Source organism: Marihabitans asiaticum, assembly GCF_007828725.1.
Taxonomy (GTDB): domain Bacteria; phylum Actinomycetota; class Actinomycetes; order Actinomycetales; family Dermatophilaceae; genus Marihabitans; species Marihabitans asiaticum.
On the sequence record NZ_VIUW01000001.1, the window covers coordinates 470,095 to 496,675 of the forward strand.

At 70.9% G+C, this 26,581-nt stretch carries 25 protein-coding genes; 19 read left to right on the forward strand and 6 right to left on the reverse strand.

The features are described 5' to 3' along the window. The first annotated feature begins 90 nt into the window (after positions 1-90). The 7 genes from FB557_RS02215 (at position 91) to FB557_RS02245 (ending at position 6,795) form a co-directional block, all read left to right on the forward strand. Entirely contained in the window at positions 91-903 is an 813-nt protein-coding gene (locus FB557_RS02215) for a DeoR/GlpR family DNA-binding transcription regulator (RefSeq protein ID WP_144855229.1), read from the forward strand. A gap of 161 nt (positions 904-1,064) precedes the next feature. Then, a complete protein-coding gene (locus FB557_RS02220; RefSeq protein ID WP_246074333.1) occupies positions 1,065-2,318 on the forward strand; it encodes an extracellular solute-binding protein in 1,254 nt (417 codons plus the stop codon). Beyond that, positions 2,315-3,232, forward strand: a complete 918-nt coding sequence (locus FB557_RS02225) for a carbohydrate ABC transporter permease (RefSeq protein WP_144855231.1) — start codon at positions 2,315-2,317, stop codon at positions 3,230-3,232. Before FB557_RS02220 ends, FB557_RS02225 begins: the two co-directional genes overlap by 4 nt. Continuing rightward, on the forward strand, positions 3,229-4,062 hold the full coding sequence (locus tag FB557_RS02230) for a carbohydrate ABC transporter permease (protein ID WP_144855233.1): 834 nt from the start codon (positions 3,229-3,231) through the stop codon (positions 4,060-4,062). The genes FB557_RS02225 and FB557_RS02230 overlap by 4 nt, the downstream gene beginning before the upstream one ends. After that, positions 4,059-4,973, forward strand: a complete 915-nt coding sequence (locus FB557_RS02235; RefSeq protein ID WP_144855235.1) for an N-acetylglucosamine-6-phosphate deacetylase — start codon at positions 4,059-4,061, stop codon at positions 4,971-4,973. Before FB557_RS02230 ends, FB557_RS02235 begins: the two co-directional genes overlap by 4 nt. Before the next feature lie 100 nt (positions 4,974-5,073). Beyond that, positions 5,074-5,265, forward strand: coding sequence for a 50S ribosomal protein L32 (rpmF, locus tag FB557_RS02240; RefSeq protein ID WP_144855237.1), 192 nt, complete (start codon positions 5,074-5,076; stop codon positions 5,263-5,265). A 93-nt stretch (positions 5,266-5,358) separates the two neighbouring features. Next, positions 5,359-6,795, forward strand: coding sequence for an HAD-IB family hydrolase (locus FB557_RS02245; protein ID WP_144855239.1), 1,437 nt, complete (start codon positions 5,359-5,361; stop codon positions 6,793-6,795). A gap of 99 nt (positions 6,796-6,894) precedes the next feature. Here the strand turns inward: FB557_RS02245 and FB557_RS02250 are convergent, their stop codons facing one another. Further along, the gene (locus tag FB557_RS02250; protein WP_246074335.1) at positions 6,895-8,025 is read right to left on the reverse strand and encodes a diacylglycerol/lipid kinase family protein; all 1,131 of its coding nucleotides are present in this window, start codon (positions 8,023-8,025) and stop codon (positions 6,895-6,897) included. A 43-nt stretch (positions 8,026-8,068) separates the two neighbouring features. On the opposite strand from FB557_RS02250, the gene FB557_RS02255 reads away from it, so the two are divergent. Next, positions 8,069-9,412, forward strand: a complete 1,344-nt coding sequence (locus FB557_RS02255) for a cation:proton antiporter domain-containing protein (RefSeq protein ID WP_144855243.1) — start codon at positions 8,069-8,071, stop codon at positions 9,410-9,412. Continuing rightward, positions 9,409-10,728 carry a serine--tRNA ligase gene (serS, locus tag FB557_RS02260; RefSeq protein WP_144855245.1) on the forward strand — a complete coding sequence of 440 codons (1,320 nt, stop codon included), beginning with the start codon at positions 9,409-9,411 and terminating at the stop codon, positions 10,726-10,728. Before FB557_RS02255 ends, serS begins: the two co-directional genes overlap by 4 nt. 86 nt (positions 10,729-10,814) lie before the next feature. Here the strand turns inward: serS and FB557_RS02265 are convergent, their stop codons facing one another. Then, entirely contained in the window at positions 10,815-11,453 is a 639-nt protein-coding gene (locus FB557_RS02265; RefSeq protein WP_144855247.1) for a DedA family protein, read from the reverse strand. A gap of 118 nt (positions 11,454-11,571) precedes the next feature. Here FB557_RS02265 and FB557_RS02270 point away from each other — a divergent pair, with 118 nt between their 5' ends. The 3 genes from FB557_RS02270 to FB557_RS02280 are packed head-to-tail and all read left to right on the forward strand — an operon-like array spanning position 11,572 to position 14,292. Then, a complete protein-coding gene (locus FB557_RS02270) occupies positions 11,572-12,207 on the forward strand; it encodes a TrmH family RNA methyltransferase (RefSeq protein WP_144855250.1) in 636 nt (211 codons plus the stop codon). Positions 12,208-12,229: 22 nt separating this feature from the next. Continuing rightward, the gene (locus FB557_RS02275) at positions 12,230-13,438 is read left to right on the forward strand and encodes an aminotransferase class I/II-fold pyridoxal phosphate-dependent enzyme (protein ID WP_144855252.1); all 1,209 of its coding nucleotides are present in this window, start codon (positions 12,230-12,232) and stop codon (positions 13,436-13,438) included. Next, positions 13,435-14,292 (forward strand): mechanosensitive ion channel family protein, encoded by an 858-nt coding sequence (locus FB557_RS02280; RefSeq protein WP_144855254.1) that lies wholly within the window; start codon positions 13,435-13,437, stop codon positions 14,290-14,292. Before FB557_RS02275 ends, FB557_RS02280 begins: the two co-directional genes overlap by 4 nt. 54 nt (positions 14,293-14,346) lie before the next feature. On the opposite strand, the gene FB557_RS02285 is transcribed toward FB557_RS02280, so the two are convergent. Then, entirely contained in the window at positions 14,347-15,099 is a 753-nt protein-coding gene (locus tag FB557_RS02285) for a hypothetical protein (protein ID WP_144855255.1), read from the reverse strand. Between the two features lie 310 nt (positions 15,100-15,409). On the opposite strand from FB557_RS02285, the gene fbaA reads away from it, so the two are divergent. From fbaA to FB557_RS02300, 3 genes are all read left to right on the forward strand, one after another. Next, positions 15,410-16,444 carry a class II fructose-bisphosphate aldolase gene (fbaA, locus tag FB557_RS02290; RefSeq protein ID WP_144855257.1) on the forward strand — a complete coding sequence of 345 codons (1,035 nt, stop codon included), beginning with the start codon at positions 15,410-15,412 and terminating at the stop codon, positions 16,442-16,444. Positions 16,445-16,446: 2 nt separating this feature from the next. Next, positions 16,447-16,848: a DUF3151 domain-containing protein gene (locus FB557_RS02295; protein ID WP_211356458.1), complete on the forward strand. Its 402-nt coding sequence runs from the start codon at positions 16,447-16,449 to the stop codon at positions 16,846-16,848. 211 nt (positions 16,849-17,059) lie between these two features. Then, a complete protein-coding gene (locus FB557_RS02300; RefSeq protein WP_144855259.1) occupies positions 17,060-17,845 on the forward strand; it encodes a helix-turn-helix transcriptional regulator in 786 nt (261 codons plus the stop codon). A gap of 201 nt (positions 17,846-18,046) precedes the next feature. Here the strand turns inward: FB557_RS02300 and FB557_RS02305 are convergent, their stop codons facing one another. Continuing rightward, complete coding sequence (locus tag FB557_RS02305) at positions 18,047-19,333, reverse strand: adenylosuccinate synthase (RefSeq protein ID WP_144855261.1); 1,287 nt, start codon at positions 19,331-19,333, stop codon at positions 18,047-18,049. A 163-nt stretch (positions 19,334-19,496) separates the two neighbouring features. On the opposite strand from FB557_RS02305, the gene FB557_RS02310 reads away from it, so the two are divergent. Then, complete coding sequence (locus FB557_RS02310) at positions 19,497-19,676, forward strand: DUF5302 domain-containing protein (RefSeq protein ID WP_144855263.1); 180 nt, start codon at positions 19,497-19,499, stop codon at positions 19,674-19,676. Positions 19,677-19,862: 186 nt separating this feature from the next. On the opposite strand, the gene FB557_RS02315 is transcribed toward FB557_RS02310, so the two are convergent. After that, the gene (locus FB557_RS02315; protein WP_144856029.1) at positions 19,863-22,106 is read right to left on the reverse strand and encodes a HelD family protein; all 2,244 of its coding nucleotides are present in this window, start codon (positions 22,104-22,106) and stop codon (positions 19,863-19,865) included. A 357-nt stretch (positions 22,107-22,463) separates the two neighbouring features. Here FB557_RS02315 and purD point away from each other — a divergent pair, with 357 nt between their 5' ends. The 3 genes from purD (at position 22,464) to FB557_RS02330 (ending at position 25,843) form a co-directional block, all read left to right on the forward strand. Beyond that, the gene (gene purD, locus FB557_RS02320; RefSeq protein WP_144855265.1) at positions 22,464-23,759 is read left to right on the forward strand and encodes a phosphoribosylamine--glycine ligase; all 1,296 of its coding nucleotides are present in this window, start codon (positions 22,464-22,466) and stop codon (positions 23,757-23,759) included. Between the two features lie 237 nt (positions 23,760-23,996). Then, on the forward strand, positions 23,997-24,890 hold the full coding sequence (gene ppk2 / locus FB557_RS02325) for a polyphosphate kinase 2 (RefSeq protein WP_144855267.1): 894 nt from the start codon (positions 23,997-23,999) through the stop codon (positions 24,888-24,890). Further along, positions 24,887-25,843, forward strand: a complete 957-nt coding sequence (locus FB557_RS02330; RefSeq protein WP_144855269.1) for a phosphoribosylaminoimidazolesuccinocarboxamide synthase — start codon at positions 24,887-24,889, stop codon at positions 25,841-25,843. Before ppk2 ends, FB557_RS02330 begins: the two co-directional genes overlap by 4 nt. Before the next feature lie 140 nt (positions 25,844-25,983). Here the strand turns inward: FB557_RS02330 and FB557_RS02335 are convergent, their stop codons facing one another. Next, positions 25,984-26,556, reverse strand: a complete 573-nt coding sequence (locus FB557_RS02335) for an ArsR/SmtB family transcription factor (protein WP_170236152.1) — start codon at positions 26,554-26,556, stop codon at positions 25,984-25,986. Positions 26,557-26,581: the final 25 nt, after the last annotated feature.

The window sequence follows — 26,581 nt, forward strand, 5'->3', positions numbered from 1 at the left end:
CGAAGTTGATGATTGGCTCTGCGTGAAATCGAGGCTATCTGAGCATGTACGTGCATGTCCACGCATGTCCATGGGCGGTACGGTGACGCCATGACCGGTGCCGCGCAGGAGCCTGGGGCTCGAACCCACCGCTGGTCTGCCATGCTCGACATGCTGGCGGCCACCGGTCGACTCGGCGTCACCGAGGCGGCCGAGCGGCTGGGGGTGAGTGAGGCGACGATCCGCCGCGACTTCGGGGAGTTGGCGCGTCGTCGGCTGGTAACCCGCCAGCACGGCGGCATCGTCGCGGCGTCCGTGGCCTACGAGCTGCCTTACCGCTATCGAGCCAGCCAGGACGACGAGGACCTCGCGCGGATCGCGGAGCGGGTCGCGGACCTGGTCGAGCCCGGGCAGGTGATCGGTCTGAACGGTGGGACGACGACCACCGCGTGTGCCCGGGCGGTGACCGCCCGGGAGGGGCTGCTCGAGGAGCTGACCATCGTCACCAACGCGCTCAACATCGCCGCCGAGGTGGTGCTGCGGCCGGGCGTTCGCTGCGTCAGTCTTGGGGGAGTGGCGCGTCCGGAGTCGTTCGAGGTGACCGGCCCCCTCGCCATGCAGGCGCTCGGCCAGCTGTGGTTGGACACCGCGGTCGTCGGGGTGACCGGGCTGAGCGCGCTCGAGGGCGCGACGTGTGATCTCGAGGACGAGGCGGCGTTGATCCGACTCATGATCGACCGTGCCAAGCAGGTCGTCGTCGCGACCAACGCCGCGAAGCTCGGTCGGCGCCGATTCGCCTCGATCTGCGCCGCGCACCAGGTCACCCATCTCGTGACGACCGAGCCCGAGGGCGATGCTGCGCAGGCGGCTCGGGGCGAGCTCGATGAGCTGTCCGCTCTGGGAGTCAGCGTCCACGTCGTCTGATCGAATGTGCGCGTTTTGTGACCTTTCCGTGCAGGGATGCCCTTGCGCTCTGACTGTGGCAGTCATAGGTTGAGAGTCACAGCGCGACCGGCGAGCTGGGCGAGACGCTCACTGCTGACCCAGGTCATCTGGTCCGTCGGCCGCCCTCGACAAGGAGAGTCATGACGAAGAAGTCATTGGTCCTGGCGGCCCTGACCGCAAGCTCCCTCGGCCTTGCCGCGTGCGGTGGGGGCACCGGCGCCGGTAACGCTGACGGGGGTGACGGCGGCGACGGCGAGCAGGCCACGTCGATCAAGCTCGTCGCCGCGGAGTACAGCAAGGACAACACCAAGGCCTTCTGGGACGAGTTCGCCAAGAAGTACAAGGAGGAGTCCGGGTACGACCTCGAGGTTCAGATCATCAGCTGGGACAACATCGACCAGCAGTCCTCGACGATGATCCAGAACAACCAGGCTCCCGACATCCTCAACCTCAATGCCTATGCCTCGTACGCCAAGGACGGGCTGCTCTGGAGCGCCGAGGACGTGATTCCTCAGGAGTCCCAGGAGGACATCCTGGACACCTTCGTCAAGTACGGCACGTACGACGGCAAGTTCTACGGTTTCCCCGACCTGGCCAGCGCCCGGGCTCTCTTCTACAACACCGAGCTGTTCGAGAAGGCCGGCATCAACGAGCCGCCGAAGACCTGGGACGAGCTGCGTGATGCGGCGCAGAAGATCACCGACCTGGGCGACGGCAACATCGGCTACGCGCTGCCGCTGGGGCCCGAGGAGTCCCAGGGCGAGTTCTCCATGTGGCTGTTCAACAACGGCGGCATGTGGAAGGACGGCGACAGCTGGACGATCAACTCCGCGGAGAACGTCGAGACCCTCGAGTTCCTGAAGAAGCTGGACGAGGACGGCCTGACCCAGAACAACCCGGGGCGCACCAACCGCGCCGACGCCTTCGATCTCTTCAAGTCCGGCAAGGTCGGCATGGTCGTGGGCTTCAGCCCCCTGGCCGCCCAGCTGGACGAGGACGGCACGGTCGACTACGAGCCCGCGCCCTTCCCGACGAACAACGGCGGCGAGTCGCAGACCTTCGGTGTCACCGACTACCTCATGGCGTTCAAGAAGGACGGTAACCAGGACGCGGTGAAGAAGTTCTACGAGCTCTACTACCAGCCCGACCAGGTCAACACCTTCATCGAGAAGGAGGGCTTCCTCCCGGTGACCGAGTCCGGGGTGGAGCGCTTCTCCGACAACGAGGACCTCAAGGTCTACCTCGAGACCCTGCCCAACGCGCAGCTGACCCCGACCGACGACCCCACGTGGGACAAGGTCAAGCTCGCCGTGCAGCAGAACCTCGGTGCAGCCATGGACGGCGACCCCAAGGACGTCCTGGACAAGCTGCAGCAGACCGCCGAGCAGCAGTGACCCCGCGGGGACGGCGCCGTCGCCGCCAGACCGGCCAGATCAGCTCGGGCGCAGCCTGGCTCTGGCTGGCACCGGCGACGGCGCTGATCCTCGGCGTCGTTCTCTTCCCGGCGATCCAGCTCTTCCGAGCCAGCCGCGGGGAGTACTCGATCACCGGGCTGCGCACCGGCGACGCCGGGTGGAGCAACTACACGGCGGTGCTGAACCACCCCTCACTGGAGGTGGTGGTGAGGAACACCGTGATCTGGGTGGTGGTCGTCGTCGCGGCGACCATCCTCATCTCGCTCGGTCTGGCCCAGCTGCTGATCAAGCAGTTCCCAGGCCGGCGGATCGTGCGGTGGGCGGTCATCGTGCCGTGGGCGGCGTCGTTGATCATCACCAGCCAGCTCTTCGTGCTGCTCTACGACTACAACTACGGGATCATCAACCACCTGCTGAAGAAGGTCGGGCTCATCGAGACCTCGATCGACTTCCTCGGCGACGACCGGCTGACCCTGGCCTCGATGATCGTCGTCGGCATCTTCGTCTCGCTCCCGTTCACCACCTTCGTCTTCATCGCCGGGCTCAACGCCATCCCGGGTGACGTGATGGAGGCTGCGCGGGTCGACGGAGCCAGCGCGTGGAAGCGCTACCGGCACGTGACCTTGCCGCTGCTGCGTCCCGCGCTCATGGTCGCCAGCGTGCTCAACGTCATCTACGTCTTCAACAGCTTCCCGATCGTGTACACCCTCAACGACCGCAACCCGGGCTACGCGCACGACACGACGATCACCTTCATGTACAAGCTCGCCTTCGAGAGCCAAGAGAAGGACGTGGGCATGTCTGCGGCGGCGGGAATCGGCAACGTCCTGCTCATCCTCGTGGTGATCGCGGTCTACATGAAGGTCGTCAACTGGCAGGAGCAGACCCGATGAGCGCCGCCCCCACGAGCACGCGACGGGTCGGGACCACCCTCCTCGGCGTCCTCGTCGCCCTGGTCTTCCTCGCCCCCTATCTCGTGATGGTGCTCGACTCGCTGCGCACGAGCACCGACGTCAAGACCACCCCGCCGTCGATCCTGCCGCGCCAGTGGCAGTGGGACACCTATGCCACCGTGATCGGGGACGGCCGCTTCGTCAACTGGCTGCAGACCTCCCTGCTCGTCGCCTTCGGCTCGACCGCGCTGGTCATCGTCGTGGCGATCCCCGCGGCCTACATGACTGCCCGGTACCGGTTCCGCGGGCGGATGGCCTTCCTCGTCGTCGTGCTCATCACCCAGATGTTCAGCCCCACTGCGCTCGTGGTCGGCCTGTACCGCCAGTTCTTCGAGCTGAACATGGTCAACACCTATGGCGCGCTGATCCTCACCAACGCCGGCTTCAACCTCGCCTTCGCCGTCTGGATCCTCCACGGCTTCTTCTCCTCGATCCCCGTCGAGGTCGAGGAGGCCGCGTTGCTCGACGGCGCGAGTCGCTTCCAGATCCTGCGCAAGGTGATGCTGCCGCTCACTCGTCCGGGCCTGGTGACCGCGACGATCTTCACCTTCATCGCCGCGTGGAACGAGTACATCGTGGCCCTCACCCTCATGCTCGACGACGCCAAGAAGCCGCTTACCGTGGGCTTCCGCTCATACGTCACCGGCTACGAGCAGCACTGGGACCAGCTCTTCGCGGCGTCGGTGATCGCGGTCGTCCCTGTCGTCATCCTTTTCGCCATCATCGAGAAGCACCTCGTCGGCGGATTGACCGCAGGGAGCGTGAAATGACCCTGCTCGACATCCACTGCCACGGCGCGGTGGGCTCGGAGTTCGGAGGCGACGGCGAAGGGAGTCGGCAGGCGGCGACTTACCACCGCGACGAGGGCGTCGCGCGGGTCGTCGCGAGCCTGGTCTCGGGACCTCACGAGCAGATGGTGCAGGCGGTTGCGGTGCTTGCCCCTCTCGTCGCGGACGGCACCCTCGCCGGCGTCCACAGCGAGGGGCCCTTCCTCGCCGATGCACGCCGCGGCGCGCACGACCCGGCCGCCCTGCGCGACCCGGACGTCGCCCTCGTCGAGGCGATGGCGGCTGCGGCCGACGAAGGGGGCGCGCCCGGCGCCCTGAAGCACCTCACCTTCGCCCCGGAGCGGCCCGGTCGGGCCGGCCTGCTCCGCTCGCTCGCGGAGTACGACATCCTCCCGGCGGTCGGTCACACCGACGCCGAGCCGGTCGAGATCGAGCGGGCTCTCGGTGAGGCGGCCGAGACGAGCGGGCGGGCGCCGCTGGTCACCCACCTCTTCAACGGGATGCGTCCCTTCCACCACCGGGACGGGGGAGCGGTGGCGCCGGCGCTGGCCGCTGCCGGGCGCGGTGAGGCCTTCGTCGAGCTCATCGCCGACGGGGTGCACGTCGCCCCCGAGGTGGTGCGGATGGTCTTCGAGACCGTCGGCCCGGAGCGGGTCGTGCTCGTCAGCGACGCGATGTCGGCGACCGGGCTTGGCGACGGGCAGTACCGGCTCGGTTCGCTGTCGGTCACGGTCGAGGGCGGGGTGGCCCGGCTCTCCGACGCTGGCTCGATCGCCGGGAGCACCTCGACCCTGGCCGACTGCGTGCGGTGGGCGGTCGAGGTCGCCGGGGTCGACGAGGGCGACGCGTACCGGTCGGCGTCGGACACCCCGGCGCGGGCGTTGCGGCTCTAGCGCGCCGGTCTGCTCAGCCGGCGTCGGGCCGCTCACCAGCTCGACTTCGTGACCCTCGGCAGCTCGCCCCGGTGGGCCATTCCCAAGGAGCAGATGTCCCATGGCCGTCCCCAAGCGCAAGACCTCTCGGAGCAACACCCGGCACCGCCGGTCCACCTGGCGCGCGACGCCGGTCGACCTCCTCCCGGTGACCGTCGACGGAGTCCGGTACCGGGTGCCGCGGCGTCTCGTCCGAGCCATCGAGCGGGGATACGTCGACCCCACCCCCTACGCCGCGCCCGTCCCGCGCTGACCCCGCGCCGGGCGTGAGCGGGCCCGACGTCGAGCACGGCTGAGTCGGGCGAAGGGGGGCCACGAGGCGGCGTCGGTCGCTACGGTTGCGCGTATGCCCGGCGCCGCCTTCTTCGACCTCGACCGCACCCTGCTGCGCCGCGCCTCGGGGCCGATCCTCGCCGCTGCGATGCGCGACACCGGCGTGGTGACCAGACGGCTGCCCTTCGAGCGGACGATCTTCGGCTTCTTCGACGTCTTCGGGGAGTCGCTCGGGTCGATCGCGCTGGCGCGGCAGGCCAGCCTCGTGGCGAAGGGGGTGCCCGCGGACGCCTTCGACGAGGCCGCCGAGGCGGCGGCCGAGGCGCTCGAGGAGCTGGTCGGCCCCTTCGCCCGGATGCTCATCGACCAGCACCGTGACGCGGGTCGGCCGGTCGTCCTGGCCACCACGACGCCCGAGCATCTCGTCCGTCCCTTCGCCGAGCGGATGGGCCTGGACGACGTCGTCGCGACCCGTTACGAGGTCGACGGGCGAGGGCGGTTCACCGGGCGGCTCGACGGCCCGTTCGTGTGGTCGCTGGGCAAGCTCGACGCGGTGCGGGAGTGGGCCGAGGAGCACGAGACCGACCTCGCCGACAGCTTCGCCTACTCCGACTCGATATACGACCTGCCGCTGCTGCGGGCGGTCGGCAACCCCGGCGCGGTCAACCCCGACCCGCGGCTCTTCGCCGCCGCGCTCGCGCTGCGCTGGCCGATCCTGTCCTTCGACACCTCGCCGGGAGTGCTCACGCTGCCGATGATCGGGCTCGAGGTCCAGCAGGTCGGCATGCTGCTGGCCCGACCCGAGGTCTTCCCATACGCCCGCTTCGAGATCAACGGCGTGGAGCACATCCCCGCCGAGGGTGGCGCGATCGTCGTCGGCAACCACCGCAGCTACTTCGACCTGCCGACGATGCTTCTCGCGCTGTCGCGCTCCGGGCGGACCGGCCGTTTCCTCGGCAAGCGCGAGATCTTCGACGCCCCGGTCATCGGGCCCGTGATGCGGGCCGCCGGGGGGATCAGGGTGGACCGTGATCGGCACGACGCGCACTCGGTCGACCCGCTCGTCCCCGCTGCCCGCGCGATCGCCGGCGGTGAGCTGGTCGGGATGATGCCGCAGGGCACCATCCCGCGCGGGCCCGACTTCTTCTCTGCGACGCTGCGAGGTCGACCGGGCGCCGCGCGGCTGGCCGCCCTCACCGGGGCGCCGGTCATCCCCTTCGCCCTCTCCGGCACCGACGAGGTCTGGCCGCGCTCCGCTCCGGCTCCCAACGTGCTCTCCCTGCTCAAGCCCCCGACGGTGACGGTGACCTTCGGGCCGCCGGTCGAGCTGAAGTACCGCAGCGAGGCCAGGGACACCGACCGCATCATGTCCGCCATCCGCGAGCTGCTGCCGGCGGAGCTGCAGGACCCTCCGCGGCCCACGCTCGCCGAGCTCGCCCGGACCTACCCCGACGGCGTCGTGCCCGAGGAGGACATCTCCTTCGCCGTCGACGGAGACGGGGGCCAGTAGCCCCCTTCGTCCTCTGACGCCGGGCTTCACCCGAGAAGCGGCATTTTCACCCGAGGTTGGTAGTCGGGTGAAGGTGCAACACGTCCCTCAACCCGATAACTAGCGGCTGCGGACGATGAGGGACTGGCGGTCCACGGTGATGACGAGGCGGTCCGCCGTGCCGAGCACGTCGCCGTCGACCTGCACGGCGTGCTCGTCGTCGGTCTCGACCTCGAAGCGCTCGCCGGTGGTCCGGATCAGCTCGCGCGCGTCCCGGGTCGAGCGGCTGAGGACCCGGCCCGCGATCGAGCCCCAGCCGATGATCGTGCGGGGGTTGACGACGACGCAGTCGAGCTGGCCGTCGTCGATCTCCGCCCGGGGCATGAGCTGGATGCCGCCGGTGAGCGTGCCGCAGTTGCCGAAGACGATGGTGCGCGCCGCGACCTGGTCCTGGGCCTGACCGTCGACGGAGTACCGCACGGCGAAGCGCTTGACGAAGAGCTTGCGAATCCCCGTCATGAAGTACGCGGGCCACCCGGCGCGGTCCTTGAGCTCCTCGCTCGTCGCCTCCATGATCTCGGCGTCGAAACCCATGCCGGCCATGACGAGGAAGAGGTGACGGTCCACCCGCGGCCCCTCGACGGGTGGGTCGGCCTGGCCCTCGTCCTCGACCCGCTCCTCCTCGCGCGGCGGCATCTCCAGCCAGGCGACGTCGATCGGCCGGTTGCGCCCGGTGCAGGCGACCTCCATCGCTGCCGTGATGTCGGCGAAGGGGATGTCGAGGTTGCGCGCCAGCAGGTTGCCGGTGCCGCGCGGCAGCAGGCCGAGCGGCGTGCGCGTCCCGGCGAGCGCGACCGCCACTGCCCGCACGGTGCCGTCGCCGCCGAGCGGGCAGACGAGGTCGACACCGGCCTCGAGCGCCTGCCGGGTCTGGCCGGTCCCGGGGTCCTCCGCGGTCGTCTCGATGACGAGCGGCGCGTCCCAGCCGAGCCGCTCGCACACCGCGGCCAGCTCGTCGCGAGCCACGGCCACGTCGGGCACCTTCGTCGGGTTGACGATGATCGCGGCCCGCTGCCGGCGGGCCGGCTCACCCCCGTTCGCCGACCGCCGGAAGGCACTGCGCGGCGGCCGCACCCGGCGCCCCCGCCCACCGCGTGGACCCGGGTCGGTCACGACGAGGGCCAGCACCACCGCGAGCAGCAGCAGGCACAGCAGCACCGCGAGCAGGAGGAGGAGCCAGGAGCCAGACACGTGCGGGACGCTACCCCAGCGCCGCGCACCTAGGATCGCGGTCATGCCCGCCGACGCCGTCTACCTCGTCGCCGGTATCGCGCTCCTCGTAGCGGTGGTCCTACCGGTCGCCGTCGACCGGGTATCGGTGTCCGTGCCCATGGTCCTCGTGCTCGTCGGCGTTCTCGTCGGCTTCCTGCCGATGCCCGAGGGCACCAACCTCGACCCGGTCGACATCCGCCCCACGATCGAGCACGTCGCCGAGCTGACCGTGCTCATCGCCCTCATGGGGGTCGGTCTGGCCCTGGACCGCCCACTCAGCCTGCGTCGCCTCGGCACCTGGCGGCGGTGGAGCGCCACCTGGCGGCTGCTGCTCATCGCGATGCCGCTGACCATCGCCGGGGTCTACCTCGTCGGTGCGGTGGCGCTTGGAGTGGCTCCGGCCGCGGCGCTGCTGCTCGGGGCCGCGCTCGCACCGACCGACCCGGTCCTCGCGAGCGACGTCCAGGTCGAGGGCCCGACTGCTGACTCCGCCCCCGGCGAGGAGGACGAGCCGGCAGGACCCGATGACCCCGACGACTTCGACGAGGGCGACGAGGTGCGATTCGCCCTTACCTCCGAGGCGGGTCTGAACGACGGGCTGGCCTTCCCCTTCGTCTACGCCGCGGTCTTCCTCGCCTCGAAGGGGGACCCGGCGCAGTGGGCGCTGCGCTGGGTCGCGTGGGAGCTGGTGGGCAAGGTGGCCATCGGTGTCGTCGCCGGGGTGGTCGTCGGCTGGGTGCTCGGGCGGCTCGCCTTCCAGTCCCGCGCACAGTCGCTGCGGATGGCCGAGAACGGCGAGCCCCTGCTGGCCCTGGCCGCCATCCTCTCCGCGTATGGAGCGGCCGAGCTGGCCGGTGGCTACGGCTTCCTCGCGGTCTTCGCGTGTGCGATGACCATGCGATCGCTGGAGCGGGGCAGCGTCTACCACCAGCACATGCACGCGATCGTCGAGCGCCTCGAGCGGATCCTCGTCCTCCTCGTCCTGCTGATGATCGGCATTCAGCTCACCCGCGGCCTGCTCGACCACCTCGACTGGCGCGGCGTCGTCCTCGGGCTGGCGCTGATCTTCGTCATCCGGCCACTGGCCGCGGCGATCGCGCTGCGGGTCGGCATCGGCCACCACGACGAGTGCGGCGACCTTGACTGGCGCGAGCGCGGCGTCGTCGCCTTCTTCGGCGTGCGCGGCGTCGGCTCGATCTACTACCTGGCCTACGCGCTCGGGCAGGCCAGCTTCCCCGAGCAGCGGTGGCTGTGGTCGACGGTCGCCTTCACCATCGTCGTCTCGGTCGTCGTCCACGGCGTCGCCGCCCGCCGGAGCATGGCCTGGATCGAGCAGCACCGCGCGTCGATATCCTCGGCCACGTGATCGACATCAAGCTCCTCCGCGACCAGCCCGACGTCGTGCGCGCCAGCCAGCGCGCCCGGGGGGAGGACGAGTCGCTCGTCGACGCCGCCCTCGCCGCCGACGAGCGGCGCCGGTCCGCGATCGCCGACTTCGAGTCGGTCCGGGCCGAGCAGAAGGCCTCCGGCAAGGACCTCGGCCCGCTCATGGGCCGGATCAAGGCGGGGGAGAAGGCCGGCGAGGACGTATCGGGTCTTCGGGCGCAGGCCGAGGAGCTCAAGGCGAAGGGGGGTCAGCTGGCCTCTCGGGTCAAGGAGCTCGACGCGGTGCAGAGCGCCGCGCAGGGCGATCTCGATGCCCTGCTCCGCCAGATCGGCAATGTCATCGAGCCGGGCGTGCCCACCGGCGGCGAGGACGACTTCGCGCTGCTGGAGACCGTGGGGGCGCCGCGTGACTTCGCGGCCGAAGGCTTCGAGCCCAAGGACCACCTCGAGCTCGGCGAGTCGCTGCGGGCGATCGACATGGAGCGCGGGACGAAGGTCGCCGGCAGCCGCTTCTACTTCCTCACCGGGGTCGGCGCCCAGCTCGAGCTGGCGCTGCTCACGATGGCCGCGGCCCAGGCAACCCAGGCCGGCTTCACCCTGATGATCCCGCCGACTCTGGCCAGCCGGGAGACGATGGCCGGGGCGGGCTTTATCGACGCCCACGAGGAGGAGGTCTATCGCCTCGAGGCCGACGACCTCTTCCTCACCGGCACCTCCGAGGTCGCGCTGGCCGGCTACCACTCCGGTGAGGTGATCGACCTCTCGGGTGGCCCCCTTCGCTACGCCGGGTGGTCCACCTGCTACCGCCGGGAGGCCGGCAGCTACGGCAAGGACACCCGCGGCATCATCCGGGTCCACCAGTTCAACAAGCTCGAGATGTTCGTCTACTGCGACCCGGCCGACGCGGCCGCCGAGCACCAGCGGCTGCTCGCGTGGGAGCGGGAGATGCTGGCCAAGGTCGAGCTGCCGTACCGGATCATCGACACCGCCGCCGGCGACCTCGGCGGTCCGGCCGCACGCAAGTACGACTGCGAGGCGTGGGTGCCGACCCAGGGGCGCTACCGCGAGCTGACCTCGACGTCGAACTGCACCACCTACCAGGCGCGGCGGCTCGGCACCCGCTTCAAGGACGCCGACGGCAAGACCCAGGTCGCCGCGACCCTCAACGGCACACTCGCCACGACCCGGTGGCTCGTCGCGATCCTGGAGAACCACCAGCAGGCCGATGGCTCGGTCCGGGTCCCGGAGGCGCTGCAGCCCTATCTCGGGCTCGAGGTGCTCACGCCACAGGCCTGAGGGGGGCCACCCCCTTCGCCTCGGTTCGAAGACGCTCCGTCACCTCGAGGTGACGCTCTCTCTTCGAACCAGCAGGCGGGGTCGGGTCAGAGCTCGACGCGGTCGTCCGGGTCGTGGCTGCGCCTCATCGAGCGACGAATCATCCAGACGAGCACGCCGAGCACGGCGAGGATGATGAGGGCGTAGACCACCTTGCTGATCGGGTCCATGTACTGCTCGACGAGGTGGTAGCGGTCGCCGAGCTGGTAGCCGAGCCAGACGAAGAGGGCGTTCCACAGCAGCGACCCGGCGGTCGTATAGGTGAGGAAGGCCGTGAGCGGCATCCGGTCGATGCCAGCCGGGATCGAGATGAGGCTGCGGATCCCGGGGACGAAGCGGCCGAAGAACACCGCCTTGGGTCCGTGCTTGGTGAACCACACGTCGGTCTTGTCGATGTCGGCGACGTCGACGAGCGGCATCCGCTGCGCGATGGCACGGAGCCGGTCCATGCCCAGCGCTGCGCCGATGCCGTAGAGCAGCAGGGCGCCGGTGACCGAGCCGAGCGTGGCCCACAGCACCGCCTCGACGACGGTATAGCGGCCCCCGGCAGCGGTGAACCCGGCCAGCGGCAGCACGACCTCGCTCGGCACCGGCGGGAAGATGTTCTCGAGGAAGATCGCCAGCGCGATCCCGGGGCCGCCGACCGACTCCATGACGGAGACGACCCAGTCGATGATCTGCTGCATGCCGCCCTTCCCGCGGTCGGGCGCCGTGCCTGCGCCATGGTCGGGTCCAGGCTAGTTGGCGGTGGCTGAGCGCCTGCTGAGGCCAGTCGGCGAAGGGGTACGGCTAGGTTGTCCCCCGATGACTGGTGAGCGCGAGGTCGGGGTCGGGCCGTGGCAGGGCGAGTGGCCGACCGACGAGCGCTACGACCCCGAGCTGCTGCGCGACGGCGACCGGCGCAACGTCGAGGACCGCTACCGCTACTGGCGGCACGAGGCGATCGTCGCCGACCTGCAGGGCCGTCGGCACTCCTTCCACGTCGCGATCGAGAACTGGGAGCACGACTTCAACATCGGATCGGTCGTGCGCACCGCCAACGCGATGGGCGCCGCCGCCTTCCACATCGTCGGGCGCCGGCGGTGGAACCGCCGGGGCGCCATGGTCACCGACCGCTACCAGGTCGAGCACCACCACCGGGACCCGGCCGCCCTGCGGGAGTGGGCGGCAACCGCAGGCGAAGGGGGGACCCCCCTTCGCCTCGTCGGCATCGACAACGTGCCCGGATCGGTCCCGCTCGAGACCTACGACCTGCCCCGGGAGTGCGTCCTCGTCCTCGGCCAGGAGGGGCCGGGGATCACCGAGGAGATGCTGACGGTGTGCGACGACGTGCTGGCGATCGGCCAGTACGGCTCGACCCGGTCGATGAACGCCGGCGCCGCCGCCGCGATCGCGATGCACGCCTGGGTCCGCCGGCACGTCCACGACCAGAGCGTCTGACCCAGGCTGGGAGGATCGGGGGATGAGCAGCGCAGCCGGGCCGTCGAGGCGCAGCCAGGTCACCCCCTTCGCCGTCATGGAGGTGCTCGCCGAGGTCGCGCGGCTGCGCGCCGCCGGCCGTGACGTCATCTCGCTGTGCGCCGGCGAGCCCGGCGGCGGTGCGCCTGCAGCGGTGTCCGAGGCGGCGGCGCGGGTGCACGCCGAACGCCTCCCGCTCGGCTACACCCCCGCGCTGGGCATCACCGAGCTGCGTACCGCGATCGCCGAGCACTACCGCGACTGGTACGGGCTGGAGCTGGCGCCCGAGCGGGTCGCGGTGACCACGGGCAGCTCCGGGGCGTTCGTCCTGAGCTTCCTCGCGGCATTCGACCACGGCGACCGGGTGGCCCTGGCCCGACCCGGCTACCCCGCCTACCGCAACATCCTGGCCAGCCTCGGCTGCGAGGTGCTCGACCTGGACTGCGGGCCCGCCGAGCGCTACCAGCCGAGCGTCGACCAGCTCGCCGAGGCGCATGCGCGGACCCCGATCGACGGGCTCGTCCTCGCCTCCCCGGCCAACCCGACCGGCACGATGGTCACCCACTCCGAGCTGACCGCGATCGCCGACTGGTGCCGCGCCGAGGGCGTGCGTCTGATCAGCGACGAGATCTACCACGGCGTGACCTACCCGCAGCCCGGCGCCGCTGACCCGCGGGGGGTGTGCGCCGCCGCCGTCGACGACACCGCGGTGGTCGTCAGCTCGTTCAGCAAGTACTGGGGGATGACCGGCTGGCGGCTCGGCTGGGCCGTGCTGCCGGAGGACCTGGTGCGGCCGGTCGACGCGCTCGCGGGCAACGTCGCGCTGTGCCCGCCCGCTCCGGCCCAGCTTGCAGCGCTCGCCGCCTTCAGCGACGCCGCGCTGCAGGAGTGCGAAGGGGGTGTGGCCGAGTTCGCCCGCACCCGCGACCTCGTCCTGGCGCAGGCGCCACGGCTGGGGTGGGGGTCGGCCGCGCCGGCCGACGGCGCCTTCTACTACTACGCCGAGCTCGGTCAGGACCAGCTGCGCCGGTGGGGCGACGCGCCCTCCTACGCGGCGGCGCTCCTCGACGCGACCGGCGTCGCGCTCACCCCGGGCGACGACTTCGATGCGCGCGCCGGCAGCCGGCACGTGCGTCTTTCCTTCGCCGCCGGGCACGACGCGGTCGCGGAGGCTCTCGAGCGGATCATCACCTGGCAGGCTGATGCCTCATGAACGACGAGGTGCTCCAGCTCCCCGCGGTGACCTGGGAGGGAGCCACGGTGGCCGCGGCCGTGCTCGTCGGCGCGCTCGTGCTCGCCTGGGTGGTCCGGCACGCGCTCGCCGCGCTGCTGCGGTGGCGGGGCCGGGGGGTGAGCTCGTCGCGGGTCTTCGGCAAGGTCGCCGGGTGGGCGATCATCGTGCTCGGCGTGGCCGCCGCCCTCACGGTGCTCTTCCCCAGCGTGAAGCCGGTCAACATCCTCGGCGGCGTCGGCGTCATCTCGATCGCCGCTGGTATCGCCTTCCAGACCGTCCTGGGCAACATGTTCGCCGGGATGCTGCTGCTCGCCCGTGACCGCTTCCGGGTCGGCGACCAGATCGCGTGCGGCGACTACCGCGGCACCGTCGTGCAGATGGGCCTGTCCTCGACCTCGATCCGAAGCTTCGACGGGCGGCTCGTCCTCATTCCCAACGGCACGCTGCACTCGGAGGTCGTCACCGTCCAGACCGGATTCGAGTACGTGCGCTCCACCGTCGAGGTCGACCTGGAGGACACCACCGACCTGGACCTGGCCCGCGAGGTGGCGCTCGCGGCGATGGACGACCTACCCGCGGTGCTCGTCGAGCCCGCGCCGGAGGCCCTCCTCACCCAGATCGGCAACGGCACCGTGCGTCTGGAGCTGCGCTTCTGGTCCGGCTCGACCCAGCTCGACACCCGCGAGGCCCAGCACGCGGTGATCCGCGAGGTGCTCCACGACTTCGATGCCGCCGGGGTCGTCACCGGCTCGGACGCCTACGTCATCGAGGCCGGCCCGCGGCTGCAGCGGATCCTCAAGGACCAGAGTGTCGCGATCGCAGAGCACGAGTGAGCACGCAGGAGCGGCACCGCCTTGAGGCAGTGCCGCGCCTATGACGGGGTCAGGTCAGTGACGGCGGGTAGTCCTCCGGCGACCCGCCACCAGGGCCCCCGCGGCCCCCAGTAGCCCGAGGCCGGCGGCCAGGGTACCCGTCGCCTGCTGGTCGGACCCAGGATCGATGCGGTCGGTCTCGACCACCGGGCCGGTCGGCTCGCTCGTGGTGCTGGTGGGCTCGCTCGTGGTGCTGGTGGGCTCGCTCGTGGTGCTGGTGGGCTCGCTCGTGGTGCTGGTGGGCTCGCTCGTGGTGCTGGTGGGCTCGCTCGTGGTGCTGGTGGGCTCGCTCGTGGTGCTGGTGGGCTCGCTCGTGGTGCTGGTGGTCGAGCTTGTGGGCTCGGTCGTCGAGGGTGAGGTGCTCGTCGTGGCCGTCGGCCCGTCGTCCGGGTTGCACTCGCCGGAGGAGTCCTCAGGGATGAACGGGTCTTCTCTGAAGAGGTCGCGCGCGCCCTCCGCCTCACCGACAGTGATGCCGACGCCTTCGGCGCCGAGCTGGTAGAGGCCGGAGAAGCCGAGCACGACCGAGATGTTCACAGTCTCTCCGACCGGCACCTGCGCGGTGTACATCGCCTCGATCTCGCCGTCGTCCCAGAGGCTGAAGTAGACCGAGTCGAGACCGCCGCCGTCATCAGTGGTCCCGGTCAGCGTGGCGTCGATGGTCACCTCCACGCGCTCACAGTCCTCCGTGGTGATCTGCACACCTCGGACGCTCGTGTCATCACCGATGTCTGCGGCGGACGCGGTCGTGGTGGTCATCGCGGCCATGGCGAGGGCGATAGCACTTGCCCCCGCGATCCTGCCCGTTCGTGCTCTCATGTTCCCTGATGTTCCCCTCATGAGGCCGCGGTTGCGGTGTATCCCGCAGCGGCTGTGGCGATCGCCGGTACCTGCTGTGTTTGGCGTACTGGCGATGCTAGTGACTTGTGCGGCGTCTGACCAGAGTTCTGACGGATGTGATGTCCAAGGGACCGGCAGGGCCGCCGGGGTGTCTGGGCCCCCTGCGGTGCAGGTGGGCGACGTGGAAAGATCGTCGGTGAGACACGGCCCCGTACCCGCTGACAAGGAGAGAGTCGCAATGCCCATCGCAACCCCCGAGGTCTACCGGGACATGCTCGATCGTGCGAAGGCCGAGTCCTTCGCCTACCCGGCGATCAACGTCACCTCCAGCCAGACCCTCAACGCCGCGATCCGCGGCTTCGCCGAGGCCGGATCGGACGGCATCGTCCAGGTCTCCACCGGCGGCGCGGAGTACCTCTCCGGCCCGACGATCAAGGACATGGTCACCGGCTCGCTCGCCCTCGCGGCGTACGCGCAGGAGGTGGCGAAGAACTACGACGTCAACATCGCGCTGCACACCGACCACTGCCCCAAGGACAAGCTCGACGGCTTCGTGCGTCCGCTGCTCAAGGCCAGCCAGGAGCACAAGGACAAGCACGGCACGCCGATCTTCCAGTCGCACATGTGGGACGGCTCGGCCGTGCCGCTGGAGGAGAACCTGCAGATCGCGCAGGAGCTGCTCGAGCTCGCCGCTGCCGCGGACATCATCCTCGAGGTCGAGATCGGGGTCGTCGGCGGCGAGGAGGACGGCGTCGCCAACGAGATCAACGACAAGCTCTACACCACCCCCGGTGATGCGCTGGCCACGGTCGAGGCGCTCGGCCTGGGCGAGAAGGGGCGTTACATGACGGCCCTGACCTTCGGCAACGTCCACGGCGTCTACAAGCCCGGCAACGTCAAGCTCCGTCCCGAGATCCTCAAGCAGTGCCAGGACGCCATCGTGGAGAAGTACGGCAGCGACAAGGGTGAGCACCCGCTCGACCTCGTCTTCCACGGTGGCTCCGGCTCGACCGAGCAGGAGATCTCCGACGCCGTCGACTACGGCGTGGTGAAGATGAACGTCGACACCGACACCCAGTACGCCTTCACCCGCCCGGTCGCCGGGTGGATGCTGCAGAACTACGAGGGCGTGCTCAAGGTCGACGGCGAGGTCGGCAACAAGAAGCAGTACGACCCGCGCAGCTGGGGCAAGGAGGCCGAGGCGGGCATGGCCGCCCGCGTCGCCCAGGCCTGCGAGAACCTGCGCAGCGCCGGCACCTCGGTCACGGGCTGAGCATGGACAACCTCCTGGGGATCCCCGAGACCTACCTGCCCGAGGACCCGGCGGCGGCCCAGCTGGGCGAAGGGGTGCCCGCGGCCGACGTGGCCGCGGCGCATCCGACGTCGTCGCTGGCCTGGGCGGTGCTGGCCGAGGAGGCGCTCGACGAGGGCCTGCGGGTGGACGGCTACGCCTTCGCCCGGACCGGGTACCACCGGGCGCTGGACTCCCTGCGCCGCAGCGGATGGAAGGGTCAGGGGCCGGTGCCGTGGAGCCACGAGCCCAATCGCGGGTTCCTCCGTGCCCTGGCCGCGCTGGCCCGGGCGGCCGAGGCGATCGGTGAGAGCGACGAGGAGGAGCGCTGCCGCACCTTCCTCGCCGACAGCTCACCCGAGGCGGCCGCGGAGCTGCTGCGCTGACCGGACGCACCGGCAGATGCACGGGGACAGCGAAGGGCCCGGCTCGTGGCGAGCCGGGCCCTTGCTGATCCGCGCCACAGCGGCGGGCGAATCGGGAGGCGCTGCCGATGTCCCCTGTCACATCGGCAACGCCTCCCCTGTGGCAACCATTGTGCATCAGGACACACTCAAACTGACGTCACTAAGAGGCCACCGGCACTAAGATGCCACAATGGCCGACGAATCCTCCGCTGCCGGGGCGGACCCGATCCACCGCCTACAGCTGCTCATCGCCACCGACGTCGAGCGGCTGGCCCGCCGCCGCGCCGAGCTGGCCGACATGGGCGACCTGCTCATCTCCCTTCGCGCCCAGCTCGGCGACCTGACCCAGCTGGGGTCCCCCCTGGGCGTGGAGATGCTTGAGCAGGAGCTGGCCGCGCCGGTGGTCGACCGGCTCGCCGGGAGGGTGGAGCGGATCGACAACGTCCTGCTCGACGCCGTCGTCGGGGCCGGGGCCGAGGAGGAGCACCGTAGCCACGAGCTCGAGCGCGCGGCGCAGGGGCAGCGGCAGCGCACGATCTACGGCGAGCACCTCTTCGCGGTGCCGGAGGTCGTCGGGAGGATCGACGGGCTCGCCGCGGCCGGCCAGCAGCAGCGCGTATCGACCGAGCTCGAGCACGAGTTCGCCATCTTCGGCGAGGAGGCGGTGGTGACGCCGTCGGTGTGGGGGGACCCGGGGTCCTCGTACCTCGTGGTGCGCCATCCGGTGCTCATCGCGGCCTTCACCGCGTGGTTCGAGCTGACGTGGCAGGTGTGTGCTCCGCGAGCCGACAGCGCCCCGCTCGACGAACGCCTCGTCACCCTCCTGGCCCGCGGGTACAAGGACGAGGCCATCGCCCGCCAGCTCGGCGTCTCGCTGCGCACGGTCCGGCGCCGCGTCGCGTCCCTCATGGACCACTACGGCGTGGGCACCCGCTTCCAGCTGGGGGCCGAGCTGGTCCGCGAGGGCGTCCTCTAACTCCACCCCTTCGCAGATCCCCGGGGAGCCTCAGACGAACGGTCGACCTCTGCCCGCGCCGCTCATCCCCCCTTCGCCCGGACTTGACCCGAGAAGGTGCACCTTCACCCGAGGTCGGTAGTCGGGTGAAGGTGCAACAACTCCCTCAACCCGATAATCGGCGGGGCGAGGCAGGGTCCGGAGCGGGCAGGGACCGGTCAGTCAGTCGAGCAGCGCGTGCCGCTCGATGATCTGCTCGCGCCCGGGGCCGACCCCGATCGCCGAGACCCGTGCGCCGATGAGCTCCTCGACCCGCAGGACGTAGGCCTGGGCGTTGGCCGGCAGCTCCTCGAAGGTGCGGCAGTCGGAGATGTCCTCCCACCACCCGTCGAGCTCCTCGTAGACCGGGGTCGCGTGGTGGAAGTCGCTCTGGCTCGGCGGCATCTGCTCGTGCCGCACGCCGTCGATGTCGTAGGCCACGCACACCGGAACCTTCTTCAGCCCGGTGAGCACGTCGAGCTTGGTGATGACGAAGTCGGTGACGCCGTTGATCCGGGTCGCGTACCGACCGACGACGGTGTCGACCCAGCCGCAGCGCCGCGGCCGGCCGGTCGTCGTGCCGTACTCCTGCCCGGTCTTGCGCAGGAACTCGCCGTCGTCGTCGAAGAGCTCGGTCGGGAAGGGGCCCTCACCGACGCGGGTCGAGTACGCCTTGAGGATCGCGATGACCCGCGTGACCCGGGTCGGGGGGATGCCCGAGCCGGTGCAGGCGCCGCCGGCGGTTGCGGAGGAGGAGGTGACGAAGGGGTAGGTGCCGTGGTCGATGTCGAGCAGGGTGGCCTGCCCGGCCTCGAGGAGGACGTTCTTGCCGGCGTCGAGGGCCTGCTCCAGCTCCAGCGAGGTGTCGGCGACCATCGGCGCGAGCCGCTCGGCGTAGGAGAGCAGCTCCTCGACCACCCGGTCGGCCTCGACGGCACGGGTGTTGTAGACCTTCGCCAGCACCTGGTTCTTCAGCCCGAGCGCGGCCTCGACCTTCTGCCGGAGGATGGACTGGTCGAAGATGTCCTGGACCCGGATCCCGACCCGGTTCATCTTGTCGGCGTAGGTCGGACCGATGCCCCGCCCGGTCGTGCCGATCTTGCGCTTGCCGAGGAACCGCTCGGTGACCTTGTCGAGGGTCCGGTTGTAGGGGGCGATGACGTGCGCGTTGCTCGAGACCCGCAGCTTGGAGACGTCGACCCCCCGGGCGATGAGCCCGTCGAGCTCGGCGAAGAGCACCTCGAGGTCGATGACGACGCCGTTGCCGATGACCGGGGTGCAGTTGGGGGAGAGGATCCCCGAGGGCAGCAGGTGCAGGGCGTACTTCTCGCCGTCGATGACGACCGTGTGCCCGGCGTTGTTGCCGCCGTTGAACTTCACGACGTAGTCGACGTCGCGCCCCATGAGGTCGGTGGCCTTGCCCTTGCCCTCGTCTCCCCACTGGGCTCCGACCAGCACGATCGCCGGCATGTGACTCTCCTCATCGCCCGCGCGGGGCTGGTCTGTGGTCGGCAGGACGCTTCACTGTACCGGCGCCGCGACAAACCCCGTTGCGCCGGCGCGGGGAGCGGAGCAGGCTTGCTCGGACCGGCAGCGGTCGCGACGACTGCGCCCCGACCCGAAGGAGTGGCGCATGACCAAGCACGAGAGCGCCCCCGAGGACGTCAAGGAGAAGTTCCGCCAGGCGCTGGAGCGCAAGCAGCCCCATGGCGGGACGGACGTCTCTGCCGACCGCGGCCACGGCAAGGTCGAGTCGGCTCACGGCCCGGAGACCTCCGGCGCTCAGCAGATGTTCCGCCGCAAGTCCGGCTGAGGGGCGGCCCGGGCGAAGGGGGTCGGCCGGCCGACCCCCTTCGTCTCGCGTTTGTCTCCTGCCGAGCTGTCACAAAACCCAGCCGGCTGGGTTTCGTGGAACGAGCTGGCCTTCGAGACCCAGCCGGCTCCACAAGACCCAGCTGGCTGGGTTTTGTGGACGGGTGCCGGAGGCGAAGGGGGAGGGTCAGGTGGGTCGGAGGACGGTCATCCGGTGTGCGGCGCGGGTGAGCGCGACGTAGAGGACCCGGGCGCCGCCGGGAGACTCCTCGATGATCGCGTCCGGGTCGACGACGACGGTGGCGTCCCACTCCAGCCCCTTGGTCGACATCGGGTCCAGGACGCTCACCCGGCCGGACTCATGATTGAAGAGCCCGGCGACCCGCTCGAGATGGCGCATCGGGGAGATCACGGCGATCGCACCGTCGACCTCGTCGAGGAGTCGTTCGACGGCGTCGGCAGCGGTCTGGTCGACCGGCGGCACGGAGGTGTCCAGCGCGTCGCCGAAGCGCAGCTCGACCGGCTCGACCCCCGTCTCCCGGACCGCGCTGGGGATGTCGGCGTCGGGCACGACCGGCAGGATGACATCGCGGGCGTAGTCGAAGATCTCGCGCGCGTTACGGTAGTTGGTGTCCATGTGGAAGTGCGCCGGCTCGGCCGTCCCGTAGGCGTCGAGACGGGCCTGCCGGGCCTCGTCGGCGTCGGGCCAGGACGACTGGGCGGCGTCCCCGACCACGGTCCACGAGGCGCGCCGGCCCCGGCGGCCCACCATCCGCCACTGCATGGGCGAGAGGTCCTGGGCCTCGTCGACGAGCACGTGCGCGAAGCCGGCCGGCCGGCCGATCTGGCCATGCAGCAGCCGCTCCCGGGCCTCGGTGGGCGTGACGTGGTGGGCCTCGCGGGAGGGCTGGACCGACGAGCCCATCGCCTGCAGCTCCTTCTGCGCTGCCCGGTCGTCGAGCTCGTCGATCTCGAAGAAGCTGCGCTCCTCGTCCTGTGCCTCCTCGACCAGCCCGAGCCGGACCGACAGCTCGTCGATCACCGCGACGTCGGCGACCGACCACGTGCCGAGCTCGAGGGCCTCACGCATCGAGTGGGCCAGCGCGGCGGCGTCGCCCTGCGACAGGATGCCGTGGGTGATCCGGTAGGCCCGCTCGGTGTCGGTGAGCCACAGCAGGGCGGTCCGCGGGTCGACCTGCGGCCACCACTCCTCCATGAACGAGTCGACCGCCAGGGACTCGTCGAAGGCGTCGAGGAACTCGCCGCGGTCACCCTCGCGGACCTGCGCCCACGCCGCGTCGGCGAGCAGCTCGCGCGCCGCGGAGGTCGCCTGGTTGCGGGTGCGTTCCCGCAGCGCCTGGCGCCGGGCCCGCCGCAACGCCTTGTCGTCGAGCCGCACCGCGTACCCGGCGACGAAGGTGCGCAGCTCGGTGGGCGCGTCCGGCACCGGCTCCTTCGCGAGCCGCGAGACCACCTGCCGCATCCGCGAGGAGCCCTTGATCTCGGCCACCTCGGGGGAGTCCAACCGCGCGGTGTCGATGGCGTCCACCATGTCGCCGAGCGCCCGCAGCGACACCGAGTCCTCGCCGAGCGAGGGCAGCACCCGCTCGATGTAAGCGGTGTAGGCCGCCGACGGGCCGACGACGAGGATCCCGCCGGACTCGTAGCGTCGCCGGTCGTTGTAGAGCAGGTAGGCGGCGCGGTGCAGGGCGACGACGGTCTTGCCGGTGCCGGGTCCGCCGGTGATCTCGGTCACGCCTCGGTCGGAGGCGCGGATCGCCTCGTCCTGGTGGGCCTGGATCGTCGCGACGATGTCGCGCATGCGGGTGCCTCGCGCCCGGGTGAGCGCCGCGAGCAGGGCACCGTCGCCGATGACGGTGAGGTCCTCCGGCGCCTCGGGCACCATGAGGTCGTCCTCGACACCGAGGACGGTCTCGGCCCGGCAGCGCAGGACCCGCCGGCGGATCACGCCGTGGTTGGCCACGGGGGTGGCCTGGTAGAAGGGCGACGCGGCCGGAGCGCGCCAGTCGATGACGAGCGGCTCGTAGTCGTCGTCGCGCACCCCGAGGCGGCCGACGTAGCGCACCTCGCGGTCGGCGGGGTCCATCTGCTCGCCGTGGTCGAGGTCGAGCCGGCCGAAGACAAGCCCCTCGTACTGGTGCTGCAGGCTCGCGAGTCGACGTGCGGCCTGGTAGACGAGAGCGTCGCGCTCGAAGAGCCCGGACATCTCCTCGTCACGGACGTCGCCGGTGCGGTCGGTCCGGCCCCGCGACATCCCGTCGTTGGCGACCAGGCCCGCCCGGTCGCCGGCCTTGGCCAGCTCGGCGTGCACCCGGTCGAGGTGCGCCTGCTCCGCCGCGATCTCGGCGGCGACGTGCGGGGGCACGTCGGTGCTCGAGGGGCGAAGGGGGGTGTCCGTCACGTCGATCATGCTCCGGTCGCGCTGCTGGTCGGTCCGCGCCGCCATGGGGGCAACCACGGCAGTCTACGGCTCCTGCGGGGCCGCGCCGCACCGCCTCAGCGGCAGGTGCCGGAGGTCTGCTCTTGCGAGAGCCGCCGCAGTTGGTTAAATTCTTGTCTACCGGCCTTCGGGTCGGGGCCAACCGCGGTACACCCCCTGCTTCCGCGGTCGGCGAGGGGGCGCAGCTCGTAGCCACGTTCACCCCCTGCACGTGGCTCGCTGCGCCCCCTTCTTCTACCCCCCGGGGCGGTCTTCTCGCCGGCCTCACACCACCGGCGGGCGCGCCGTCCCCCCTTCGCCTCGTCGTCGCCTCGTAGTCTCGGGGCCGTGAAGGTTCTCGTCATCGGTTCAGGTGCCCGCGAGCACGCCGTCGTCCGCTCACTCGTCGCCGACCCGGCGGTCGACGCGGTGATCTGCGCGCCGGGCAACCCGGGGATCGACCTCGTCGCCCTCTGCGTTCCGGTCGACCCGACCGATCCCGACGCCGTCGTCGCCCTCGCCCGTGAGCACCAGGTCGACCTCGTCGTCGTCGGCCCGGAGGCGCCGCTCGTCGCGGGGGTTGGTGACGCCCTTCGCGCTGCCGACATCCCGTGCTTCGGTCCGGACCGGGCGGCCGCGCACCTCGAGGGCAGCAAGGCGTTCGCGAAGGAGGTCATGGCGGCCGCCGAGGTCCCCACCGGAATGGCGCACGTCGCGACCACCGAGGCCCAGCTGGCCGAGGCGCTCGACGCCTTCGGTCCCCCCTTCGTCGTCAAGGACGACGGCCTCGCCGCCGGCAAGGGGGTCGTCGTCACCGACGACCGCGAGGAGGCGCTCGCGCACGGTCGGGAGTGCCTGGCCAAGGGCGCGAAGGGGGGCGAGGGCCGGGTCGTCGTCGAGGAGTTCCTCGACGGCCCGGAGGCCTCGCTCTTCTGCCTGTGCGACGGCACGAGCGTCGTGCCGCTGGAGCTCGCGCAGGACTTCAAGCGCGTCTTCGACGGCGACGAAGGGCCCAACACCGGTGGCATGGGCGCGTACTCGCCGCTGCCGTGGGCGCCCGACGGGCTCGTCTCGCACGTGGTGGAGCGGATCGCGCAGCCGGTGGTCGAGGAGATGGCGCGGCGGGGCACCCCCTTCGTCGGGGTGCTCTACGTCGGGCTGGCGCTCACCTCTCGCGGGCCGAGGGTGATCGAGTTCAACGCCCGCTTCGGAGACCCCGAGACCCAGTCGGTCCTGGCCCGGCTGAGCACGCCCCTCGGCGGGCTGCTGCTCGCGGCCGCGCAGGGGCGGCTCGACGAGGCCGAGCCGCTGCAGTGGCGCGACGAGGCCGCGGTCACCGTCGTCGTCGCGGCGGGCGGCTACCCCCAGTCGCTGCGCACCGGCGATGTGATCGAGGGCATCGACCGGGTCGGGGTCGGCGCGGACGATGCCCAGGCGTACGTCCTGCACGCCGGCACCGCGGCCGGTGGGGACGGGCAGGTCGTCAGCTCCGGCGGGCGGGTGCTCTCCGTCATCGCCCTCGGGGACGACCTGGCGGCGGCCCGCGCGGCCGCCTATGCCGCGGTCGAGCAGATCGAGCTCGAGGGCTCCCACCACCGCACCGACATCGCCCTGCGCGCCAGCCGGGACGAGATCCGCCTCTGACGCAGCTCCCCGGGGAACCTCAGACGAACGGTCCCCCCTTCGCACCTTCGTCGCACTTCGGAGACGCCGGGACGTCGCAGCTCCCCGGGGAACCTCAGACGAACGGTCCCCCCTTCGCACCTTCGTCGCACTTCGGAGACGCCGGGACGTCGCAGCTCCCCGGGGAACCTCAGACGAACGGTCACCTCCTTCGCACCTCGTACCCCGCGCCGCCGCGCTCGGTGGTTCGATAGGGGCATGGCCAAGAAGACTGCGAACGGCACGCCTCGGGTGGACAAGAAGGCCTACGAGGCCGAGCTGGAGAGGCTGCAGGAGCAGCTCGTCGCGATGCAGGAGTGGGTCAGGGCGACCGGGGCTCGGGTCGTCGTCGTCTGCGAAGGGCGCGACGCCGCCGGCAAGGGGTCGGCGATCAAGCGGATCACCCAGTACCTCAGCCCCCGGGTCGCGCGCGTCGTCGCCCTCCCCGCGCCCTCGGACCGGCAGAAGACCCAGTGGTACTTCCAGCGCTACGTCGAGCAGCTGCCCGCCGGCGGCGAGATCGTCATCTTCGACCGGTCCTGGTACAACCGGGCCGGCGTCGAGCGGGTCATGGGCTTCTGCACCGACGAGGAGTACGAGCGCTTCCTGGTCCAGGCGCCGATCTTCGAGCAGATGCTCATCGACGACGGGATCATCCTGCTCAAGTACTGGTTCTCGGTCTCCGACGTCGAGCAGGAGGCGCGGTTCCGCTCCCGGCACAGCGACCCGATGCGCCAGTGGAAGCTCTCGCCGATGGACCTGGAGTCGATCACCCGGTGGGAGGAGTACTCCGAGGCCAAGGACCAGATGTTCGCCGCGACCGACCGCTCGCAGACGCCGTGGCACGTGGTCGAGTCCGAGGACAAGCGAGCCTCGCGGATCAACGTCATCGCCCACCTGCTCGACTCCGTGCCGTGGGAGCGGGTCGAGCCGGACGTCCCGGACATCCCGGAGCGGCCCGCGCCGGTGGGCTACACCCGCCCGCCGCGCACCTCGCAGACCTACGTGCCGGACCGGGCCGCCGAGCTCATTCCGGCGACGGGCTCGAAGGGGTCGTCGGGCTCCCGTTCGACCGGCAAGCGGTCAACCCGCACGAAGTCGGCGAAGGGATGACCGCCCCCTTCGCACCCCCGGCCCTGCCCGGCTACGAGCACCTCTACTCCGGCAAGGTCCGCGATCTCTACGCCCCGCTCGACGAGGCGGGCGCCCAGCGCACCGACCGCCTGCTCCTCGTCGCGAGCGACCGGATCAGCGCCTACGACCACGTGCTCGACCCGCCCATCCCGGACAAGGGCGCGGTGCTGACCCAGCTCTCGCTGTGGTGGTTCGACCAGCTGGCCGACCTCGCGCCGCACCATGTCGTCTCCACCGACGTGCCCGAGGCGGTCGCCGGGCGAGCCGTCCTCGTCGAGCGCCTCGACATGCTCCCGGTCGAGTGCGTGGCCCGCGGGTACCTCACGGGCGGTGGGCTTGCGGAGTACCGGGCGAAGGGGGAGGTCAGCGGAGTCCCGCTGCCCGCCGGGTTGGTCGATGGCTCGCGCCTGGAAGAGCCGGTCTTCACCCCGTCGACCAAGGCGCCGATGGGGGAGCACGACGAGCCGATCAGCTACGACGGCGTCGTGGCCGAGATCGGGCCGGCGCTGGCCGAGCAGGTCCGTGACCTCACCGTGCGAATCCTGCTGCGCGGCAACGAGATCGCCGCCGAGCGGGGCATCCTCCTCGCGGACACCAAGGTGGAGTTCGGGCTGCGTGGTCTGGACCTGGCGAAGGGGGAGGACGCCGGCGAGGCAATCCGCTCCCGCGGCGCGTCCTGCGAGGTCGTCCTCGCCGACGAGGTGCTCACCCCTGACAGCTCGCGCTTCTGGCCGGCCGAGGAGTGGGAGCCGGGTCGCCCGCAGCCGAGCTTCGACAAGCAGTTCGTCCGCGACTGGCTCACCTCGCCGGAGTCCGGCTGGTCCAAGGACTCCGGGGTGGCGCCCCCTTCGCTGCCTGCCGAGGTCGTCCAGGCCACCCGGGCGAGGTACGTCGAGGCCTACGAGCGGCTCACCGGCACCCCCTTCGCCTGACTCGCCCCCTGCCCCGCACCTCGACGCCCCCCACACAAAACCCAGCCGGCTGGGTCTTGATGACCTGGCTGGGTTTCGAGACCCAGCCAGGTCCACGAAACCCAGCCGGCTGGGGTTTGTGGAGCGAGGGGGAGTCGGCGTCAGGGCCCGGGAAGCTCACGCGCCGGGAGCATGAAGAGGTGGATGTCCCACGGTCGCGCCCCCTGCGGGTGGTCGGACCGGTTGCGGCCGGCGTACTCGTCGTAGATCTCGCGGAGGCGCTCGCGCAGCTCGCGCGCCTCGGCGTCGGTGAGCCAACGCCGGCCGCGGCTCGCCGTGCCGACCTCGTCCTCGCCGGCGGCAATCGCGCGCGCCTGTCGAGTGAGTCCCTCCTGCAGATCGGCGACGAGGCCGAGCAGGTACTCCTCGCTGAGCTCCGGTCCTGCCGCGCGGTGGCCCTCCGGGACGACCGAGATGCTCTCGGCGGCTGCCCGCCAGGGCCGTTCCCGAGCGTCTCCCGCGGCCTCGCTGCGCACGACGATGCCGGCCTTCTCCAGCGCCCGGAGGTGGTAGCTCGTGGCCGAAGGGGTGAGCCCGACGATCCCCGCCGCCTCGGTCGCGGTGAGCACTTCGCCGGAGAACAGTTCGGTGATGAGGCGTTGGCGAGCCGGGTGCGCGAGCGCTCGCAGCGTGCGTAGGTCGCTGATCCGCAGCTCGGTACGTCGTCGTGCCATGACCTTGATTCTAGGTGGCGCGATA

Excerpts from the sequence above, each read along its gene's own strand:
- FB557_RS02215 (WP_144855229.1), top strand. The coding sequence starts at position 91 with ATGACCGGTGCCGCGCAGGAGCCTGGGGCTCGAACCCACCGCTGGTCT.
- FB557_RS02220 (WP_246074333.1), top strand. The coding sequence starts at position 1,065 with ATGACGAAGAAGTCATTGGTCCTGGCGGCCCTGACCGCAAGCTCCCTC.
- FB557_RS02230 (WP_144855233.1), top strand. The coding sequence starts at position 3,229 with ATGAGCGCCGCCCCCACGAGCACGCGACGGGTCGGGACCACCCTCCTC.
- FB557_RS02235 (WP_144855235.1), top strand. The coding sequence starts at position 4,059 with ATGACCCTGCTCGACATCCACTGCCACGGCGCGGTGGGCTCGGAGTTC.
- rpmF (WP_144855237.1), top strand. The coding sequence starts at position 5,074 with ATGGCCGTCCCCAAGCGCAAGACCTCTCGGAGCAACACCCGGCACCGC.
- FB557_RS02245 (WP_144855239.1), top strand. The coding sequence starts at position 5,359 with ATGCCCGGCGCCGCCTTCTTCGACCTCGACCGCACCCTGCTGCGCCGC.
- FB557_RS02255 (WP_144855243.1), top strand. The coding sequence starts at position 8,069 with ATGCCCGCCGACGCCGTCTACCTCGTCGCCGGTATCGCGCTCCTCGTA.
- FB557_RS02265 (WP_144855247.1), bottom strand. The coding sequence starts at position 11,453 with ATGCAGCAGATCATCGACTGGGTCGTCTCCGTCATGGAGTCGGTCGGC.
- FB557_RS02270 (WP_144855250.1), top strand. The coding sequence starts at position 11,572 with ATGACTGGTGAGCGCGAGGTCGGGGTCGGGCCGTGGCAGGGCGAGTGG.
- FB557_RS02275 (WP_144855252.1), top strand. The coding sequence starts at position 12,230 with ATGAGCAGCGCAGCCGGGCCGTCGAGGCGCAGCCAGGTCACCCCCTTC.
- FB557_RS02280 (WP_144855254.1), top strand. The coding sequence starts at position 13,435 with ATGAACGACGAGGTGCTCCAGCTCCCCGCGGTGACCTGGGAGGGAGCC.
- FB557_RS02285 (WP_144855255.1), bottom strand. The coding sequence starts at position 15,099 with ATGGCCGCGATGACCACCACGACCGCGTCCGCCGCAGACATCGGTGAT.
- fbaA (WP_144855257.1), top strand. The coding sequence starts at position 15,410 with ATGCCCATCGCAACCCCCGAGGTCTACCGGGACATGCTCGATCGTGCG.
- FB557_RS02295 (WP_211356458.1), top strand. The coding sequence starts at position 16,447 with ATGGACAACCTCCTGGGGATCCCCGAGACCTACCTGCCCGAGGACCCG.
- FB557_RS02300 (WP_144855259.1), top strand. The coding sequence starts at position 17,060 with ATGGCCGACGAATCCTCCGCTGCCGGGGCGGACCCGATCCACCGCCTA.
- FB557_RS02305 (WP_144855261.1), bottom strand. The coding sequence starts at position 19,333 with ATGCCGGCGATCGTGCTGGTCGGAGCCCAGTGGGGAGACGAGGGCAAG.
- FB557_RS02310 (WP_144855263.1), top strand. The coding sequence starts at position 19,497 with ATGACCAAGCACGAGAGCGCCCCCGAGGACGTCAAGGAGAAGTTCCGC.
- FB557_RS02315 (WP_144856029.1), bottom strand. The coding sequence starts at position 22,106 with ATGATCGACGTGACGGACACCCCCCTTCGCCCCTCGAGCACCGACGTG.
- ppk2 (WP_144855267.1), top strand. The coding sequence starts at position 23,997 with ATGGCCAAGAAGACTGCGAACGGCACGCCTCGGGTGGACAAGAAGGCC.
- FB557_RS02330 (WP_144855269.1), top strand. The coding sequence starts at position 24,887 with ATGACCGCCCCCTTCGCACCCCCGGCCCTGCCCGGCTACGAGCACCTC.
- FB557_RS02335 (WP_170236152.1), bottom strand. The coding sequence starts at position 26,556 with ATGGCACGACGACGTACCGAGCTGCGGATCAGCGACCTACGCACGCTG.